This window comes from Leucobacter sp. NPDC077196 (assembly GCF_040687075.1).
Taxonomy (GTDB): domain Bacteria; phylum Actinomycetota; class Actinomycetes; order Actinomycetales; family Microbacteriaceae; genus Leucobacter.
This window is the reverse complement of sequence record NZ_JBFBML010000004.1, coordinates 114,920-132,669: the sequence shown is the minus strand read 5'-3', so window position 1 is coordinate 132,669 and position 17,750 is coordinate 114,920. Positions and strand designations below refer to the sequence as shown.

The window sequence follows — 17,750 nt, the reverse complement described above, 5'->3', positions numbered from 1 at the left end:
AGACCGGGCTCACGTGCGTGGAATCGAGCACGGTCTGCGGGTGCTACGCGAAAGCTCGGTCGTGAGCCGTGACCGGGCTGGGAAGCACGGTTGCGCCGGTGAGATACTGATCGACTGAAGCGGCGACCGCACGCCCCTCAGCGATGGCCCACACGATCAGTGATTGCCCCCTGCCGGCGTCGCCCGCGACGAAGACGCCCGGCAGGCCGGTTGCATAGTTGCGGTCCCGTTCGAACGCCCCGCGCTGCGAACGCTCCAGTCGATGCGCCGGATCCTCGATCTCCTCGGGTCCGGTGAAGCCCATGGCGATGAGCACGAGATCTGCATCGAGCAGCTGCTCGGTGCCGGCCACGGGCACGCGCCCCTCCTCGGTAAATCCAGTCTCCGCCACGCGCAAGCCGGTAACCTCCCCGCGATCGTTGCTGACGAACTCGACGGTCGAGGCGAGGTAGCGCCGCTCGCCGCCCTCTTCGTGCGAGCTCGACACCTCGAAGAGGGTCGGATGCACGGGCCACGGCTGGCCTGTCGTGCGAAACTCTGACGGTTTTTCGCCGATCGCGAGGTTTGTGACCGACGCGGCGCCCTGGCGGTGCGCCGTTCCGATGCAGTCGGCTCCGGTGTCGCCGCCGCCGATGACGATGACCCGCTTGTCAGCCGCGTCGAAGGGTGTCGCTGCAAGAGCTCCTGACTGCACTCGGTTCGATGCCGCGAGGAAGTCCATAGCCGGGAGGATCCCGGCGTACTCGCGTCCCGGCAATGGCAGATCCCGCGCGACCGTCGCACCGGTCGCGACGACAACAGCGTCATAGCGCCGCCGCAGCTCGCTCCATGACATGTCGCGACCGATCTCGATCCCGCAGCGGAACCGAGTGCCCTCTGCCTTGAGCTGCTCGATACGGCGTACTACGAGACTCTTCTCCAGCTTGAAATCGGGAATCCCGAAGCGCAGCAGCCCTCCCGGTTCCTCATCGCGCTCGTACACCGCGACCGTGTGCCCGGCTCGCGTGAGCTGCTGCGCAGCTGCGAGACCGGCCGGCCCCGACCCGACCACCGCGACCGTCTTTCCGGTGAGACGCGACGGCGGCTGCGGCACCACCCAACCGTTCATGAATGCCTGATCGATGATGCTGTTCTCGATCTGCTTGATCGTAACCGCGGGCTGGTTGATGCCGAGTACGCACGCCGATTCGCAGGGGGCCGGGCATGCCCGACCCGTGAACTCGGGGAAATTGTTCGTCGCGTGCAGCCGCTCGATGGCTTCCCGTTCGCGGCCTCGGAACATCAGGTCGTTCCATTCAGGAATCAGATTGCCCAACGGGCAGCCCTGATGGCAGAACGCGACTCCGCAATCCATGCAGCGCGATGCCTGCTTGGCGACGAGCTTTGGATCGGCAGGGTCGACGACCTCGCTCCAGTCCTTCAATCTGAGTGCGATCGGCCGCTTCGGGGCGAGCTCGCGCTCGCGAACCTTCAGGAATCCGCGGGGATCAGCCATGAGTCGCCTCCAAGATTTCGGACCAGACACGGTCGCCGTCGGGATCGATGCCCTGTTCGCCGGCGCGCACTCGAATCTCGAGTACGCGCGAGTAGCCACGCGGGATCAGACGCGTAAAGCGGGCAAATGTGCCCTCAGGATCACGCTCGATACTCTCGAGCAGATCGGCCGCGATACTCGAACCGGTCTGCTCGAAGTGGCGCTTCACCAGTTCGACGATCTTCGCCCGCAGAGCTGCTTCCTCTCCAGTGGGAACAGCGGGACTGGGAACAGCGGGACTGGCAACAGCGGCACTGGCAACCGCGGGGCTGGCAACAGCGGCACTGGCAACCGCGGAGCTCGGTGCACGGTGGCCGGGCTCTGCCGCTCCGCCGAACCGCTGCAGCATCAGTGATCCCGAAGCGAGCTCGGCCGAGTTGACGTGAGCCGGATCGAGATCCAATACGACCGCCTCACCGCCCGACATGCCGGCGCCGATGTTGCGTCCCGTCGGTCCCAGGATGAGCGCGAAGCCGCCGGTAAAGTACTCGAGCGCGTGGTCGCCGGTTCCCTCGACAACGGCGATCGCGCCCGATCCGCGAACGAGGAACCGCTCGCCGACCACGCCGGCGATCCAGAGCAACCCGCTGGTCGCCCCGTATCCGATGACATTGCCGGCGATCACGTTGCCCGACGCCGGGTGCCCCGCATCAGGATGCGGTTTGATCACCACTTCGCCGCCCGACAGCCCCTTTCCGACGTAGTCGTTGGCGTCACCCGCGAGACGCAGCGTGATGCCGGCCGGCAAGAACGCCCCGAGCGACTGTCCGGCCGATCCCGTGAGCGTGATGTCGATCGTCTCCGGCGCGAGTCCCTCTGCACCGTACCGCTGGGTCACCTCATGGCCGAGCATCGTGCCGACCGCCCGATCGATGTTGCGAATCGGGAGATCGATGAGCACCGGCTCCCGGCGCTCGAGCGCATCGGTCGCCATCCTGATGAGCCCGCCATCGAAATGCGCGTCGAGCTCGTGGTCCTGGTCCCGGCCGTGCCGACGCGGCTCCCCCTCGGCGAACACCGGGCCCCGCAGTACCGGGGTGAGATCGAGACCGGAAGCCTTCCAGTGCGAGATCGCATCGTCGACGTCGAGCGCAGAGGTGTCGCCCACCGCCTCGTCGATCGAGCGGAACCCGAGCGACGCGAGAATCTCGCGCACCTCCTCGGCGATGAAGCGGAAGAAGTTCACGACGTGCTCGGCCTGTCCCGTGAATCGGGAGCGCAGTTCGGGATTCTGCGTCGCCACGCCCACCGGGCAGGTGTCGAGGTGACAGACGCGCATCATGATGCACCCGGACACGACGAGCGGGGCCGTTGCGAACCCGTACTCCTCGGCTCCCAGCAGCGCCGCGATGACGACGTCGCGGCCGGTCTTCAGCTGGCCGTCGGCCTGCAGTACGACCCGCTCGCGGAGCCCGTTGAGCATCAGCGTCTGCTGCGCTTCGGCCAGGCCGAGTTCCCACGGCGATCCTGCGTGCTTCAGCGAGTTCATGGGGCTCGCACCCGTGCCGCCGTCGTGCCCCGACACCAGGATGACATCGGAGAGCGCCTTCGCGACGCCGGCCGCCACCGGGCCGATGCCGCTCTGCGCGACCAGTTTCGTGCTGATGCGCGCGGCAGGATTCGCTCGCTTCAGGTCGAAGATGAGCTGCTTCAGGTCTTCGATCGAGTAGATGTCGTGGTGGGGCGGAGGCGAGATCAGGCCCACGCCCGGCGTCGCGTGCCGGGTGCGCGCGATCCACGGATACATCTTCGTCGGCGGAAGCTGGCCGCCTTCGCCCGGCTTTGCCCCCTGGGCGAGCTTGATCTGAATCTCATCGGCATGCGTCAGGTACATCGAAGTGACGCCGAAGCGGCCGGAGGCGACCTGCTTGATGGCGCTGCGCCGTTCCGGGTCGAGCAGGCGATCTTCAGCTTCGCCGCCCTCACCCGTATTCGATTTCGCGCCGAGGCGGTTCATCGCGATGGCGAGCGTCTGATGCGCCTCGGGCGAGATCGAGCCATAGCTCATCGCGCCCGTTGAAAATCGCTTGACGATCTCAGAGACGGGCTCGACCTCGTCGAGCGGCACCGGAGGCCGCTGCGGCGCGAAGCGGAACAGCCCGCGCAGCGTCATCAGTCGTTCCTGCTGCTCGTTGACCCGCTCGGTGTACGCCGTGAAGATGTCTCGGCGCCCGGTGCGCGTCGCGTGCTGCAGCCGGTAGATCGTCTCGGGGTCGAACAGGTGCGGTTCTTCCCCGCGGCGCCACCGGTACTCACCGCCGGTCTCGAGCTTGCGGTGCGCGTTCGCTGCGGGATCGTCGGGGTACGCCGCACGGTGTCGGGCGGCGACCTCTGCGGCGATGACATCGAGGCCGACACCTCCCAACCGCGACGTGGTGCCGGTGAAGTACCGATCGACGAGCTGCTGGGCGAGTCCGATCGCCTCGAAGGTCTGCGCGCCGCAGTAGGAGGCGACCGTCGAGATGCCCATCTTGCTCATCACCTTGAGCATGCCCTTGCCGAGCGCCTTGATGAGCCCGGCGATGGCCTCGTCCTCCGACACGCCGGGGATCGACCCATCGCGCACGAGGAGACCGACGGTCTCCATCGCGAGATACGGATTGACCGCAGCCGCTCCGTATCCGATCAGCGCTGCGACGTGGTGCACCTCGCGCACGTCGCCCGCCTCGGCGACCAGGGCGACGCGCATGCGCAGCCCCTCGCGAATGAGATGGTGATGCACCGCTGACACGGCGAGGAGCGACGGCACGGGGGCGAGATCCTTGTTCGAATCGCGGTCGGAGAGGATCAGGAACTCAGCGCCGGCCTCGATAGCGGCGCTGGCTTCAAGGCACATCGCCTCCAGGCGATCGGCGAGGCCGCGGGCACCCGAATCGACCTGGTAGAGACCGCGGAGCGTGACAGCGCGCTCACGTTCGGGGTCGTCACCGAAGTGCTGAATGCGCGCGAGCGCATCATTGTTGATCACCGGGAAATCGAGGATCACCTGACGTGCGTGCTCCGCTGACTGACTGAGCAGGTTCTCCTGCGGTCCCATTCCGGCGCGCAGGCTGGTGACGAGCTCTTCTCGCAGCGCATCGAGCGGCGGATTCGTGACCTGCGCGAACTGCTGAACGAAGTAGTCGAAGACGAGGCGCGGCCGATCCGAGAGGGCTGCGATCGGGGTGTCCGTTCCCATCGCTGCGAGTGGTTCGATCCCGTCGTGAGCCATGGGCATCAGCAGTACGCGCAGTTCCTCCTCGGTGTAGCCGAACGTGCGCTGACGCCGTTCGATCGACGCCGGCGGATGCACGAGGTGCTCGCGCTCGGGCTGCTCGGAGAGTCGAATGCGGCCCTCGGCGAGCCACTCTCCCCACGGTGCGGACGCTGCGAGCTCCGACTTCACTGCATCATCGTCGCGGATCGCGCCCGTCTCGAGATCTACGGCGAGCATGCGGCCAGGCTGGAGCCTGCCGCGTCGCACGACGCGATCCGGCGCGATGTCGAGCACGCCGGTTTCGCTCGCGATGACGAGCACACCGTCGGAAGTCACCAGGAAGCGACCCGGGCGCAGCCCGTTGCGGTCGAGCAGGGCGACGAGTTCTCGGCCGTCGGTCGCGATCATCGCGGCGGGACCATCCCACGGCTCCATGATGAGCGAGTGGTACTCCAGGAAATCGACGAGAGCCGGCTGCATGCCCGGTTCCGCTTCCCACGCCTCGGGCACCATCATCGCCAGCGCGTGCGGCAGCGTTCGCCCGGCCATCACGAGCAACTCCAGCACTTCGTCGAAGCTCGCCGAGTCGCTGCCTCCCACCGAGCAGATGGGGAGCAGCGGCTCGATGTCGCCCAGTTGATCGGAGGCGAGCTGTGCCTCGCGGGCGCGCATCCAGTTGCGGTTGCCGCGCACCGTATTGATCTCCCCGTTGTGCGCCACCAGTCGCAACGGTTGCGCGAGATGCCACGACGGGAACGTGTTCGTCGAGTACCGAGAGTGCACGATCGCGAAGCGGCTCATGAATCGCGGATCCGAGAGCTCGATGTAGAAGCCGGGCAGCTGCAGCGTCGTGACCATGCCCTTGTAGACGATGGTTCGCGCGCTCAGCGACGGCAGATAACTGCCCGTCTCGTGCTGCACGCGCTTGCGGGCGCGGAACGCGCGCCGTTCGAGTTGGTCGGCCGAGAGCGTCACGCCCGCAGCCGGCACGAGCACAAGTTGTTCGATGACGGGGCTCGCGACTCGAGCGCTCTCGCCGAGCACCTCCGGGCGCACGGCGACGGGACGCCAGGCGAGCACCGACAAGCCCTCTTCTGCAGCGATCGCGGCGATGCGGTACTGGGTTGCTCGTCGCTCGGTCGACGCCTGCGGGAGAAATGCGAGCCCGGCGGCGTACCCACCGGGTTCGGGGAGACGCAGGCTCGGATCGAGGCGCGCGAGTTCTTCACGGATCAGCGCATCCGGAATATCGCTGAGGATTCCCGCGCCGTCGCCCGTTCCGGCATCGGAACCGACCGCGCCCCGGTGCTCGAGGTGCTCCAGTGCGTCCAGCGCCATCTCGATGATGCTGTGACTCGCCTCGCCCGTGAGGGCGACGACCGAAGCGAGCCCGCAAGCGTCGCGTTCGTCCGCGGGATCGTACAGCCCGACAGGGGCGGGGAGGGCCGACCCTGGCATGGCGGAAACCATCGGGTGGGAATTCGGCGAGCGCTGCGGCATCGTCGTCCTCTCGATCGACGGGACGACGGCGGTACGGCGGTCCCGGTGCGAATGCGCGCTGCACGAGATGAGACCGGAGGCGCTCGCGTCGGCAGGGCGATGACTGAGCTCTGAATGTAGCACTCCGTTTCTTCGGTGAAACGAAGAGGCGTGCGCACTTTGTTCCCCGCATTCGGAGACGCGCCACGGAAAGCCGAATTTATGACGGAAGTTGTTGACTTTTGCCGCAGACGACTTCTGCGTGAAACGTTCTCGAAACAATTCGCTGTGCGCCCCACCTCACGGAACGCAGAACGCGGTGTTCGATAATCGGATTCGGCACCCTGCACCGCTCACATATCGAACACCGCGTCATCGTTCACGCGCGACGCGGGGTCAGCTCTCAGTGGCAAAGCTCCGCGTGTCTCCGACCAGGCGCGTGTAATCGCTCGGAACGGGGTCGACCGCTGCGCGCGCCACCTCTGCGGCAAACTCCGAGACGTTGTAGAGCCTGCCGGCCTCTTCCCGCCGAGCCTCGATAGCGCCGGGGTTCAGACGATTCAGCAGGGTCGCTGTGACCGTACCCTCGATCATGTCGCCTGAGACGACCGTGAAGCCGATCCCGCGTGCGGCGAGATCGGGAATGAGCTCGCGGAGCGCGTCCTCACCCGCCCGTTTCGACTCCGCGACGGGCACGTATTCGGGCATCGTGGGGGTGGTTCGGATGAAATGGGCCTGGTGACTCGTGACGAAGACCACGCGCGAGCCCTCACCCATGAGCGGCAACGCCGCGTCGAGCACGGAGAGTTGCGCGTCACGATTGAGTCGCAGCGCGTAGTCCTCGCCCATATTGCTCTCCATGCCGCCGGAGGCGTTGAGCACCAGGATGTCGAGTCCGCCGAACTCCTCCCGCACTGCCGCCATCATGGCCTGCACGGAATCCGGGTCGGTCAGATCTGCACCTTGCACGAGCGCCCGCACCCCGAGCTCCCGGAACTCAGCCGCGAGCTTCTCGGCGCGCGGCGCCTTGTTGCGGAAGTTGACGACCACGTCCGCACCCGCCTGCGCGAAGTAGCGCGCAGTGTCGGCACCGACGCCGCGAGATGATCCCGTGACGAGCGCGCGGCGGCCGGCGAGGCTGCCGGGTTCGAGAATCTGGGTCACATGTACTCCTCAATCGTGGTGATAATCGTCGTCCCAGGGTACTGGACGGCCAGCTGTTGCCCAGGTCGGGGCTATCGCCGGGGCACCGCAGGCGGGTACCCTGCAAGAGGAGGCAAGGCGCCCCGGCAACGTGGGCGTCAGACATGAGGGGGTTCCACATGGCCGATCGAACACTCCGCGGGACGCGCATCGGCGCGACCAGTTTGCAGGGTGAAGAAGGCGTCGAGCTTTCCCCCCGCCGTTCAGTCGAGTACCTCACGGACCGCGGGGTCCGATTCACGATCATGTTCGACGCTGATGCCGAACCCCCCGCCGAATGGGTGGATCAGAAGAGCGGCGAGGTCGGATTCCTGGACGACGAGGCGGGCCGCGCCGCGAGGGCCGAGTTCGAGGAGAAAGAGTCGTCACAGCGCACTCCGTGGGACATGCTCATCGAGCGCCGCAGCCGCGAGGAGCTCGAGGAGCTGCTCGAGGAGCGCCTCCGTCTCCTGCGATCCCGCCGCGGCTCCGGTCAGTAGGCCCCTGGGGGCCGGGCGATTTCGATATCGGCGCGCGGCCTACTCCCGGGGGCGACCGCGTCGAGCGCTGACGAGACCGATGATCCCGCTTCCGAGCCCGAGCACCCCGATGGCGGTGACCAGCGTAGCGAGGGTGGCACCGAAACGGAGCGCCGGGGTGAGCCCGGAGACCAGCGGAACCTCGGCGACCATCGCGTCCCGCGTGAACGGCGTGAGCGAAGCGAGCTCCCGGCCATCCGGGGCGACAACGGCGCTCGTGCCGACCGTGGAGTCGTTCACCAGGGCCCGACCCATTTCCACAGCACGGGTGCGAGCGATGTCGAGCTGCTGCGCGCTCTCGTCGGTGGGACCGAAGTCGGCATTGTTGGTCTGCGCGAAGATCACCTGCGCCCCGTCCGCTGCCATCTCCACCGCCTGCGGGTCGAAGATGATGTCGAAGCAGATCGCGATCCCCGCCTGGATCGCGCCCGCAGGGGTCTCGACCTCGAGCACTGAGGACCGGATGCCCGGCGCGTACTCGAGCTGCACCAGGTCCACCAGGTCGGGCACGATCGCGCGGAAGAATGGCCGGTTCGGCATGTACTCGGCGAACGGGACCGGGTAGCGCTTGTCGTAGCGCGCGTCGGTCGGGCCATCAGGATCCCAGACGAGCGAGCTGTTGCTGTACGTACCGTCGTCGTTCGCCAGGATCGACCCGACCACGATCGGCGCTTCCGCACGCTCTGCGAGTTTCGCGAGACGCTGGCTGCGCAACAGGTTGTCAGGAGCGCTGAATTCAGCGCTGTTCTCGGGCCACACGATCACGTCGACCGTCTGCCCGTCTTCCTCGAGCCGATCGAGCAGTGCATCCGTCGCGGCGAAGTGGTCGCGGATCACGCCTCCCGCTTCACGGTCGTCGAAGATGCCCGACTTCGAGTTCCCCTGCACCGCCGCGACTCGCAGCGTGCCCGACTGCTCGAGCGGAGCTGCCGGAACGAGGGCGAGTCCGACCAGCACTGCCAGCGACGCCGCCGTGCTGGTGAGCGCAGGCCGAAGTCCTGAGACGGAGCGGCGCGCCGCGAAGGCGGCCGAGATGGGAAGCACGCTCACGAAGACCAGCATCGCGGACAGCCCCGCGAAGCCGATCCAGGAGACCGCCTGCAAGATGGGTCCGTCCGCCTGCGTCGTGGCGATACGACCCCACGCGAATCCGCCGTAGGGCACGGCGCCCTGCAGCTGCTCGCGCAGCATCCAGAGAGCGGACACCGTAGCGGCCTGAGCCACGATCAATCCCACCCGGTGCCGGTGGAGCAGGCGCAGCTCGCGCAACCCACGCGTCGCGAGCGCCGCAGCAAGGCCGAAGAGCCCGAACCAGATGGTCATCAACGCGCACAGCGCCGCCCAGGGAATCGGGCCGAGATACAGTGTGAGCCACCCGATGTGCGGCATCCAGAACGCTGCACCCGCGAGTGCTCCCACGGCGAATCCCATGCGGGCGCGCTGGTGCCACACGGCGGCGCACACGAGCGCGACTGCGGGAAATGCGAGCGGCCACCAGCTCAGACCCGGCGTCGCGGTATCGAGCAGCAGGCCGCCGGCGACGGCCGCGATCACGGCTACGTACCAGCGCAGCTTCCGCGCACCCGACACTTCGACGTACGCCCATGAAAGAGCTCCGGAAGGCGGACTGACGAGCGAGGGTGCGTTCACGAACTGCTCGACGCTTCGACGATGCCCCGCTTCACCCCTCGTTTTGCCTCCCGAGCGAGTCGAGCGAGGGCACCGAGGCGCTCCGCGTCGACGTCGTCGATCACGGCTGCCTCGCAGGCCTGGGCGACCTGATCGAGCAGGTCGATCGTCTGCTTCGCCCAGCGTACGAAATCACCCGCCCCGATACCGGCCGCTTCGAGCACCTGCTCGATCGGACGCCCGGTCGCCCAGGCGTGCATCGTCATCGCGAGACCCGCGTGGGGCATTTCGCTGCGCGCCAAACGCGACCGCTCCGCCAGATCGTCGAGACGCACCCAGATATCGAGCACACGATCGTGGGCCTCGGCGAAAACGGGACCGGCCGGGAGTCGGCCCTCGCCCTCGTCGTCGCGACGCGGCTCGTAGCTGAGCACGCAGCACATCGCGGCGAGTCCGGCAGCATCGAGTCCGCGCCAGGCATCCTCGCGGATGCACTCCGCGATGAGCAGGTCGCGTTCGCCGTAGATGCGTCGGAGCAGGTTTCCCCACGGCGTGACGTTCGGGTCGCTCTCCCGGTCGGCCTCGAGGTAGCCGAGCTCGAGCAGCTGGTCGACGACCCGGTCGAAAGTGCGCGCGATCGTGCCCGTGCGCGAGGCGATCTGACGCCGACCGCGTTCGACGCGTCGGCGCAGCTTGCGGGCACGATCCTCCCACCGTTTTCGGTCGGACCCCTGCCCACGGCTGGCCGCCGCATCGTACCCGGCCAGCGATTCCTGCTCTTTCCGCAACTCGCGGGCCTGATCGACGACTGCGCGATCCGCTTGGAACTGGGCAAATGAGAGCTCGAGCATCTCGCGCACGTGCGCGCGGTCCATGCGCTGCAGCAGATTGACGGTCATGTTGGCCGTCGGGCGGAAGCTGGAGCGCACCGGGAAGGACCTGGCGCCGGCGAGATGCGCGAGGGCCTCGAGATCGACCTCGTCGCTCCATACAACGACGGCGTGACCCTCATCGTCGATGCCCCGACGCCCGGCGCGCCCCGTGAGCTGCGTGAATTCGCCGGATGTCAGTGGGACGCGCTGCTCACCGTTGAATTTGTCGAGCCGCTCGATGACGACGGCGCGCGCCGGCATGTTGATACCGAGGGCAAGCGTTTCAGTGGCGAAGACGAGCTTGACGAGGCGCCGTTGGAAGAGGCGCTCGACCACGGCCTTGAATGCAGGGAGCAAGCCGGCGTGATGCGCCGCCACGCCGCGCTCCAACCCGGCGAGCCACTCCCGCACCCCGAGCACCCGGCGCTCCTCGTCGCTCATCCCGGCGACTTCCGCACGCGCGATGCGGCGAATCTCGTCGCGCTCCTCGCGGCTCGTGAGCGTAATGCCCTCCATGAGGCACTGACGAACCGCTTGATCGCAGCCGTTGCGGCTGAAGATAAACACGATGGCCGGCACGAGATCGGTCTCGTCGAGCGCGCGTGCGATGTCGGAGCGCGAGACCCGCCGTGCGCGCCGCACCGGTGGCCTCCCGCGCGAGCGCTCACCGCGGCCGCGGTCACGATCGCGACCGGAGTCACGCGATCCGCTCCGTCGATCGAGTGCGTACAGCTCGGGATTGACGCGGCCGCCGGTCGCGAGCTCGCCGGCCCGATCGACGTACAGCGGCAGCAGCGCGCGCGAGGTGAGCACATGCTGATACAGCGGAACCGGTCGATGCTCCGAGAGGATCACGTCGGTGTCGCCGCGTACGGCGTGCATCCAGTCGCCGAACTCCTCGGCGTTCGACACCGTAGCCGACAGCGACACCAGGCGCACCGCGGGCGGCAGATGGAGGATGATCTCCTCCCACACGGCCCCGCGGAAGCGGTCGCCGAGGTAGTGCACCTCGTCGAGCACGACGAACTCGAGATCGTCCAGCGCATCAGAGCCCGCGTAGATCATATTGCGGAGCACCTCGGTGGTCATCACGATGATGGGCGCATCCGATCGCAGGTTCACGTCGCCGGTGAGCAGGCCGACCTCGTCCTCGCCGTACTCATCGCAGAGCTCCCGAAACTTCTGGTTCGAGAGCGCCTTGATCGGGGCGGTGTAGAAGATGCGCGCATCCCGCTCGCGCCTCGCGAGATAGACCGCGAATTCGGCGACGGTCGTCTTACCCGAGCCGGTCGGAGCGGCCACGAGCACGCTGCGGCCCTCTTCGAGTCGCTCGCAGGCGGTCCGCTGAAACGCGTCGAGCGGATACTCGAGCCGCGCTGAGAAGGCATCGAGCGCGCGCTCCTCCTGCCGCTCGCCGGCTTCCGGCATACTCATCGACGTCCTTCCGTGCGGCCAGATTCGCCGCGATCAGCTGCGTGTTCGGCCTCTTCGTCGAGATCGTATTCTGCGAGCTCCGCTGCCCGCCGCTTGTCGACTCGCCGATCGTGCAGCAGCGAGATGCCCGCCGCGGCGAAGTAGAGCACGATGATCGGTGCGGCGAGCAGGAACATGCTCATGAGGTCCGCCGCCGGCGTCGCAATCGCGGCGAACAGGATGATGACGAGGATCGCGATGCGCCAACTCCTGATGATCGACGCGCCGCGCAGCACGCCGATGAAGTTCAGCATCACGAGGAGCACGGGAAGCACGAAGCCCACGCCGACGGCCAGCAGCAGTTTGATTGCAAAGTCGAGGTAGTTTCGGGCCGTCAGATAGAAGGCGTCCTCCTCGGGCTGAAAACTCGCCATGAGACGCACGATGTTCGGGAGCACGAGCCATCCGGCATAGGCGCCGCCGAGGAACAGCGGGACGGCAGCACTGATGAATCCGACGCCCGTGAGCTTCTCGCGGCGGGTCAGCCCTGGGGCGAGAAACGCCCAGACCTGGAACAACCACACCGGGGAGGCGATGAGGACTGCGATGAAGAGCGCGATCTGCACCTTTGTATCGAAGCCACTCGAGATGTCGCCGTACGAGATGATCGCATCTCGTCCCTGCATTTCGAGGTCGTTGATCGGCTGACGGAGCACTTCCCAGACCCACGTCGAGAGAAACCAGCCGGCGACGAGTGCGACGATGATGGCCGCGGCCGAAATCATCAGTCGCTTGCGGAACTCGACCAGGTGCTCGCCCAGGCTCATTCGCCCGTCGGAATTGCGCCGTTTGCGCGCCCTGTCTGCCATTGGTTCAGTGTATCTCAGCGATGCGCCGCAAACGTCTGAATCGGCTATGCCCCGTATGCGGCGAGAGCGCGCTCCGTCCACTCACGCACCGCCGCACGCGCCGACTCGGGAGACTCGATCTCGATGCTTCCGGGGAGCACCTGCACGATCTGCACGGCTGTGCCACGGTGCCAGGCTGCGATACGCACCCGCAGGAGCCCGTCGTCGCCCTGCTCCATCACCTCGGGAGCGAATCCGGCGAGCTGCGCGAGCGCGGCTTCAGACACCCGCGCGATGATGGAGACGCCGGTCGCGGCGGCATCCGGGCGGCCAGTGCCGACCGCCGTCGCCTCCGCTGCGCGCGCCACCGCTTCGCCGGTGCTGTCGCTCGAAGCTGAGGCAATCGTGATCTCCCGCATCTGGTCGACTCGGAAGGTCCGATCCGCCTCGCGATCGAAGCAGTACCCGCGCAGATACCAGGTGCCGGCGCCCTGCGTGAGCGAGCGCGGCCTGACGGTTCGCCGGGAATCGGAACCGGTGGTGTCGCGGTAGACGAATGAGACGGTCAGATTCGCCTCGATCGCCGCCACCAGCCGCGGCAGCAGAGCCTCTCCAGGGCCGCTGGCGACCGACATCGATGCTTCCGGGGCGGCCCCGAGCGCAGACCCGAGTTTCGCCGCGGTCGCACGCGCCAGTGCCGCGTCCTCGGGTCCGAGCATGCCGGTGAGCGCCTGCAAGCCGGCGATGAGGGCCGCCGTTTCCAACGGTGCGAAGCGTGGAGCGTCGTCGACCGCGACCGTTCGGGTGAGACTCACCAGATCCTGCTGCTCGAGCGCATCCCAATCGATGTCGAAGAGATCCTCGTCAGGGTAGTTCAACGTCTCGCCCGGTACGCCGGCGGTGCCGAGAAACCGCACCAGGGTGCGCACCAGTTCCGGTGGAACCGAAAAGCGCTCCGCGAGCTCCGCGACGGTCGACGGGCCGGTGTCGCGCAGGTATGCGACGAGCGAGAGGAGAAACGTGACGCGCTCGGGAGCGAGCACCTGTTTACGCATCGACTGCGCTCCCCTGACCCGTTGCCTGTCGCCCGGCGTCGTCGCCGGCTGAGGCGGGGAGCGCCTCATGTACCGCGGCGATGCGTCGCAGTCCCGCGACGACGAGTTCGCGGAGCTGCGCCGGCTCGCACACGGACACATCCGCTCCGTAGCCGATCAGCTCACTCGAGAAGATGTGGAGGTCGAGGACGCCGACCTCGAGTTCATGATGATCGCTCGCGCCGCACCGCGCGGGCCGCGACGCCGCATCAACATTGGTCCGTGACATCAGACGAGCCTCCGCGATACTCCCCCGCCGCACGCAGAGCACGGCGCGCCGCTCCGCGTGCAAGCGCTCGAGATCGGCTACCGCGGCATCTGCGCGCAGACGCAGTTCAGGATCGATCTCCTCGCTGAGCTGCTGCACGCGCCCCTCGATACGCGCGAGCAGGAACGTGCGAGCTGCGTCACGTTCGAGGTCCCAGGAGATCAGGTGCCAGCGACCCTCCGCTCGATGCAGCCGCAGGGGCGCCACCCTTCGCGGCAGGGCGGTCGCCCGATCCGGCAAACGATATGCGAATCGCACCGCGCGCCCGGCATCGATTGCGCGCTGCAGAGGCACAGCCGACGTTTCCGCCGCACCGAGGCGGGGCGCGATGCCGAGATGCTGTACGTCGAGGCCCGCCCCCAGCGCTTCGAGCTTCATGGCAGCTCGGCGCGACTCTGCGTTGAGGCTTCCCTCGCTCCAGGCGAGTGCCGCAAGCCGGAGCAGCATGAGCTCGCGTTCGGAAAACCGGAGATCTGCCGGGAACTGCAACCGCTCCTTCGAGATGCGGTACCGCGTGAGCTGATTGTTGCCGGTTTCGTGCGGATCTTCGAACGTTTCGATGTGGATTCCGAGCGTGCGCAATTGATCCTTGTCGCGCTCGAACTGCTTGTCGAGTGCCACGCTCGTTTCTCCGTGCCGGTATCGGTCGGCGTAGCCGTACACCGACGAGAGCAGTTCGCGTTTCGTGGCGCCGAACGGGCTCACGACGAGGGCGAGCACGAGGCTGAAGAGCCGCTGCTCACTCGGCACGGCAGAACGCTGCCGACGGTCGGCCCGCCGCTCGGCGGGGCCAGGAGCTGCCGCGCTGCTCGGCACGTCCCGCCTCAGCTGACGCCGAGGATGTCGACCACCACGACTCGAGCGTTCGCGCCATCCTCGTTCTCGACGATGACGACCTGCGACCCGACGGGCTTGCCCGTGAGCTCAGCGCGATACGTGGTACCCGACTGCGCGATATCGGCCTCGGTGTAGAGCAGCTTGAGCCCCGTATCCCAGGTGTTCTCCTGCTCCGTACCGTCCCAGCCGACGGCCAGCACCTGTGCGATCACGTTATCCGTGGCGGTGACTTCAGCCCCGTCGCCCTCGATGCGCACGGCGGAAGTGGTGCCTGCCGGGGCCTCGGTCGGCGGCAGCACGACGCCGGCGCGTCCCTCATCGTCGGTGACCACGGCGGGGAACCCGTTGGGCAGGCCTCGAGCCGGGCCCTCCGATGCCGTCGGTGCGGTCGTGACCACGTCGATCACGCCGATCACGGCGTCGACGCCCGTGGCGCCGAGCTGCCCCGCGAGCTGCTCGCTCTCGCCCGGTGCGAGCGCGAGCACGACGCGATCCCCGGGAACCGTGCACCGCACGGCCTCACTCAATGGGTTCGCGGTCTCCTCAGCGACGAGCAGCGGCTGCGTCGGCTGCGATGCATCGCCGAAGCCTCCGCCCTCGAAGAGCGTGTCCCCCGTCGCCGCATCGAAGAACGCCACATTGACGCCCACCAGGGACTGCTCGCCAGCGACGTGTCCGTCCGAATCGCCCGATTCGACGACGGTGCGCTGTGAGGAGAGGATCTCGATATCTTCCGGGGCGGAGATCTCTGGCATTTCGCCGAAGCCGCCCAGAACCGTCGTGCCGTCGCTCAATGCGCCCGGCTGGAGCATCGTCGTGCAGTCAGAAGCCTGCGCCTGCTGCGCGCTGCAGCCGGTCGCTCCGGCGAGGAGCAGCGCAGCAGCTGCGGTAGCGGGAATGAAGCGACGGAGCATGAGCACCTCTCGAGGAAGCCGACGTGAACCCCGCCATCTTATCGAACCGCGACTGGGCGCACGCGCGCGACCCACGGTGCCGAGGTGACGGCCGGCGATCCGCGCCCGCCCGACTACTCGGCGCCCGGCAGGTCTCCGCCGCGCTCCCGCGCGAACTGCTGGGTCTCGCGCACCTTCTTGCGCAGCACCTTGTCACTCTTGCTGCGCTCGCCGACCGCCTCGGGCGTCCACACGGCCGCACTCTCGGGGGCGTCTCCCTCTGGGCCGAGATCGGGCAGCCAGCTGCCGAGATCGGTCTCGCTGAAATCGCTCTTCGACGCGCGGCGCTTCAGCTCGGGAAGCACCGTGCCGGGGGCAAGGCGCCGAGCCGTGACGAGGAAGCCCGTGTGCGCGACCATGCGGTGGTCGGGGCGCACCGCCAGCCCTTCCACGTGCCACCCGCGCACCAGCGTCTCGGATGCCTGGGCGTGGGCGAACCCGCCGTTGCGACGAATCTGCTCGACCGTGCGGGAGAGCTGGGTCACGGTGGCCACGTAGCAGATGAGCACGCCACCGGGCGCCAGCGCCTCCGCTGCAACGTCCACGCACTCCCACGGAGCGAGCATGTCGAGCACGACTCGATCGATGGTTCCCGACGCGCAAACGGCGGGAAGGGTCTCCTGCAGATCGCCCACGGTAACGGTCCAATTCTCCGGGACGCTGCCCGAGAACGCCACGACGTTTCCCGTCGCGATCTCCGCGAACTCCTCGCGACGCTCGAACGAGTACAGCGAGCCTTCCGGCCCGATCCCTCGGAGCAGATGCAGGGAGAGAGCGCCCGACCCGACTCCGGCTTCGACCACGCGAGCGCCGGGGAAGACGTCGGCGAGCGAGAGGATCTGCGCCGCATCCTTCGGGTACACGATCGCGGCACCCCTGGGCATGGACATCACGAAATCTGAGAGCAGCGGGCGCAGCGCGAGGTACTCCTCACCGCTGCTGTTGGTCACCACCGACGCATCGGGGCGCCCGACGATGTCGGCGTGGGGAATGACGCCGCGATGGCTGTGGAACTCGCCGTCGTGCACCAGGGTGATCGTGTTCAACCGCCCCTTCGGCCCCGTGAGCTGCACACGATCGCCGAACTGGAAGGGGCCGCGGATCGCCGGGCCGCTTTCGGGCGTCTCCGCTTCGCTGGCCGCTCCGCCCGCATGAGGTGCGACGGGCGCGTCGTGCCGATTCGCGCCAACCGCTCCCCGAAGCGTCGCGTAGCGCTCGCTGAGCACCGTCGCGTCGACGCCGTCGAGCGACTGCCAGATCTCGTGCGCCGGCGCCTCCGACAGGTCGAGCAGATTCGGGATGCCGACGGCGACGGCGCCGGACGCGTGGGCAGAGCGGAGACCGGTGATCGAATCTTCGAGAGCGACGCACTCGGAGATATCGACTCCGAGCGCTGCGGCACCCATGAGGTACGGCTCCGGATGCGGCTTCTCGTGGGTGACTTCATCGCCACCGAGCACGTGCGCGAAAAGCGAGTCGGGCAACAGGGCGACGACGGTGTCGGCGATCTGCCGCACGGCCATGGTCACGAGCGCGCACGGAATCCCCGCGTCTCGCAACGATTCCAGCAGTTCCACTGCACCCGGGCGCCACAACGGCTCTGAAGCGGTGAGGCCGGCGACGACACCGGCCGTCCACTCCGCGATGATCTCATCGACCTCCAACGGCACTCCGAGTTCCTGGAAGCGGCGCGCTGCGGCGCTGAGACCCGAGCCGATGAGCTGGGTGCGGATCTCGGGGGTCAGTTCGATCCCGTAGCGACCGAGCATCGAGAGTTCAGCGGAGAGCCAGAGGGGTTCTGAATCGATCAGGGTGCCGTCCATGTCCCAGAGGACGGCGGCGGGACGTGCGTCGAGTGTCCGCTCAGAGAGGAATGCATTCATCCGAATCAGTCTACTGTTCGTCA

General features: G+C 67.6%; 11 protein-coding genes and 1 pseudogene. 1 reads left to right on the top strand and 11 read right to left on the bottom strand.

The features are described from left to right. Positions 1-43: 43 nt before the first annotated feature. The 3 genes from AB0O71_RS06440 to AB0O71_RS06430 form a co-directional block, all read right to left on the bottom strand. Entirely contained in the window at positions 44-1,495 is a 1,452-nt protein-coding gene (locus AB0O71_RS06440) for a glutamate synthase subunit beta (RefSeq protein WP_363743385.1), read from the bottom strand. Further along, complete coding sequence (gene gltB, locus AB0O71_RS06435) at positions 1,488-6,188, bottom strand: glutamate synthase large subunit (RefSeq protein WP_363743383.1); 4,701 nt, start codon at positions 6,186-6,188, stop codon at positions 1,488-1,490. The genes AB0O71_RS06440 and gltB overlap by 8 nt, the downstream gene beginning before the upstream one ends. 417 nt (positions 6,189-6,605) lie before the next feature. Next, positions 6,606-7,373: an SDR family oxidoreductase gene (locus tag AB0O71_RS06430; protein ID WP_363743381.1), complete on the bottom strand. Its 768-nt coding sequence runs from the start codon at positions 7,371-7,373 to the stop codon at positions 6,606-6,608. Positions 7,374-7,531: 158 nt separating this feature from the next. On the opposite strand from AB0O71_RS06430, the gene AB0O71_RS06425 reads away from it, so the two are divergent. Further along, positions 7,532-7,891 (top strand): RNA polymerase-binding protein RbpA, encoded by a 360-nt coding sequence (locus AB0O71_RS06425; RefSeq protein WP_363743379.1) that lies wholly within the window; start codon positions 7,532-7,534, stop codon positions 7,889-7,891. 39 nt (positions 7,892-7,930) lie between these two features. Here AB0O71_RS06425 and lnt read toward each other — a convergent pair whose 3' ends face one another. From lnt to AB0O71_RS06385, 8 genes and pseudogenes are all read right to left on the bottom strand, one after another. Beyond that, positions 7,931-9,580 (bottom strand): apolipoprotein N-acyltransferase, encoded by a 1,650-nt coding sequence (gene lnt, locus AB0O71_RS06420; protein ID WP_363743377.1) that lies wholly within the window; start codon positions 9,578-9,580, stop codon positions 7,931-7,933. After that, the gene (locus AB0O71_RS06415; protein WP_363743537.1) at positions 9,577-11,859 is read right to left on the bottom strand and encodes a DEAD/DEAH box helicase; all 2,283 of its coding nucleotides are present in this window, start codon (positions 11,857-11,859) and stop codon (positions 9,577-9,579) included. The genes lnt and AB0O71_RS06415 overlap by 4 nt, the downstream gene beginning before the upstream one ends. Positions 11,860-11,861: 2 nt before the next feature. Further along, positions 11,862-12,713, bottom strand: a complete 852-nt coding sequence (gene tatC / locus AB0O71_RS06410) for a twin-arginine translocase subunit TatC (RefSeq protein WP_363743374.1) — start codon at positions 12,711-12,713, stop codon at positions 11,862-11,864. 44 nt (positions 12,714-12,757) lie between these two features. Next, entirely contained in the window at positions 12,758-13,747 is a 990-nt protein-coding gene (locus tag AB0O71_RS06405) for a WYL domain-containing protein (protein ID WP_363743372.1), read from the bottom strand. Next, positions 13,740-14,870 carry a WYL domain-containing protein gene (locus AB0O71_RS06400; protein WP_363743370.1) on the bottom strand — a complete coding sequence of 377 codons (1,131 nt, stop codon included), beginning with the start codon at positions 14,868-14,870 and terminating at the stop codon, positions 13,740-13,742. Before AB0O71_RS06400 ends, AB0O71_RS06405 begins: the two co-directional genes overlap by 8 nt. Before the next feature lie 8 nt (positions 14,871-14,878). Further along, positions 14,879-15,805 (bottom strand): peptidylprolyl isomerase, encoded by a 927-nt coding sequence (locus AB0O71_RS06395; protein ID WP_363743368.1) that lies wholly within the window; start codon positions 15,803-15,805, stop codon positions 14,879-14,881. Between the two features lie 113 nt (positions 15,806-15,918). After that, complete coding sequence (locus AB0O71_RS06390) at positions 15,919-16,947, bottom strand: class I SAM-dependent methyltransferase (protein ID WP_363743534.1); 1,029 nt, start codon at positions 16,945-16,947, stop codon at positions 15,919-15,921. A 207-nt stretch (positions 16,948-17,154) separates the two neighbouring features. Continuing rightward, positions 17,155-17,727 (bottom strand): annotated as a pseudogene (locus AB0O71_RS06385) (HAD family phosphatase); the annotation flags it as partial. Positions 17,728-17,750: the final 23 nt, after the last annotated feature.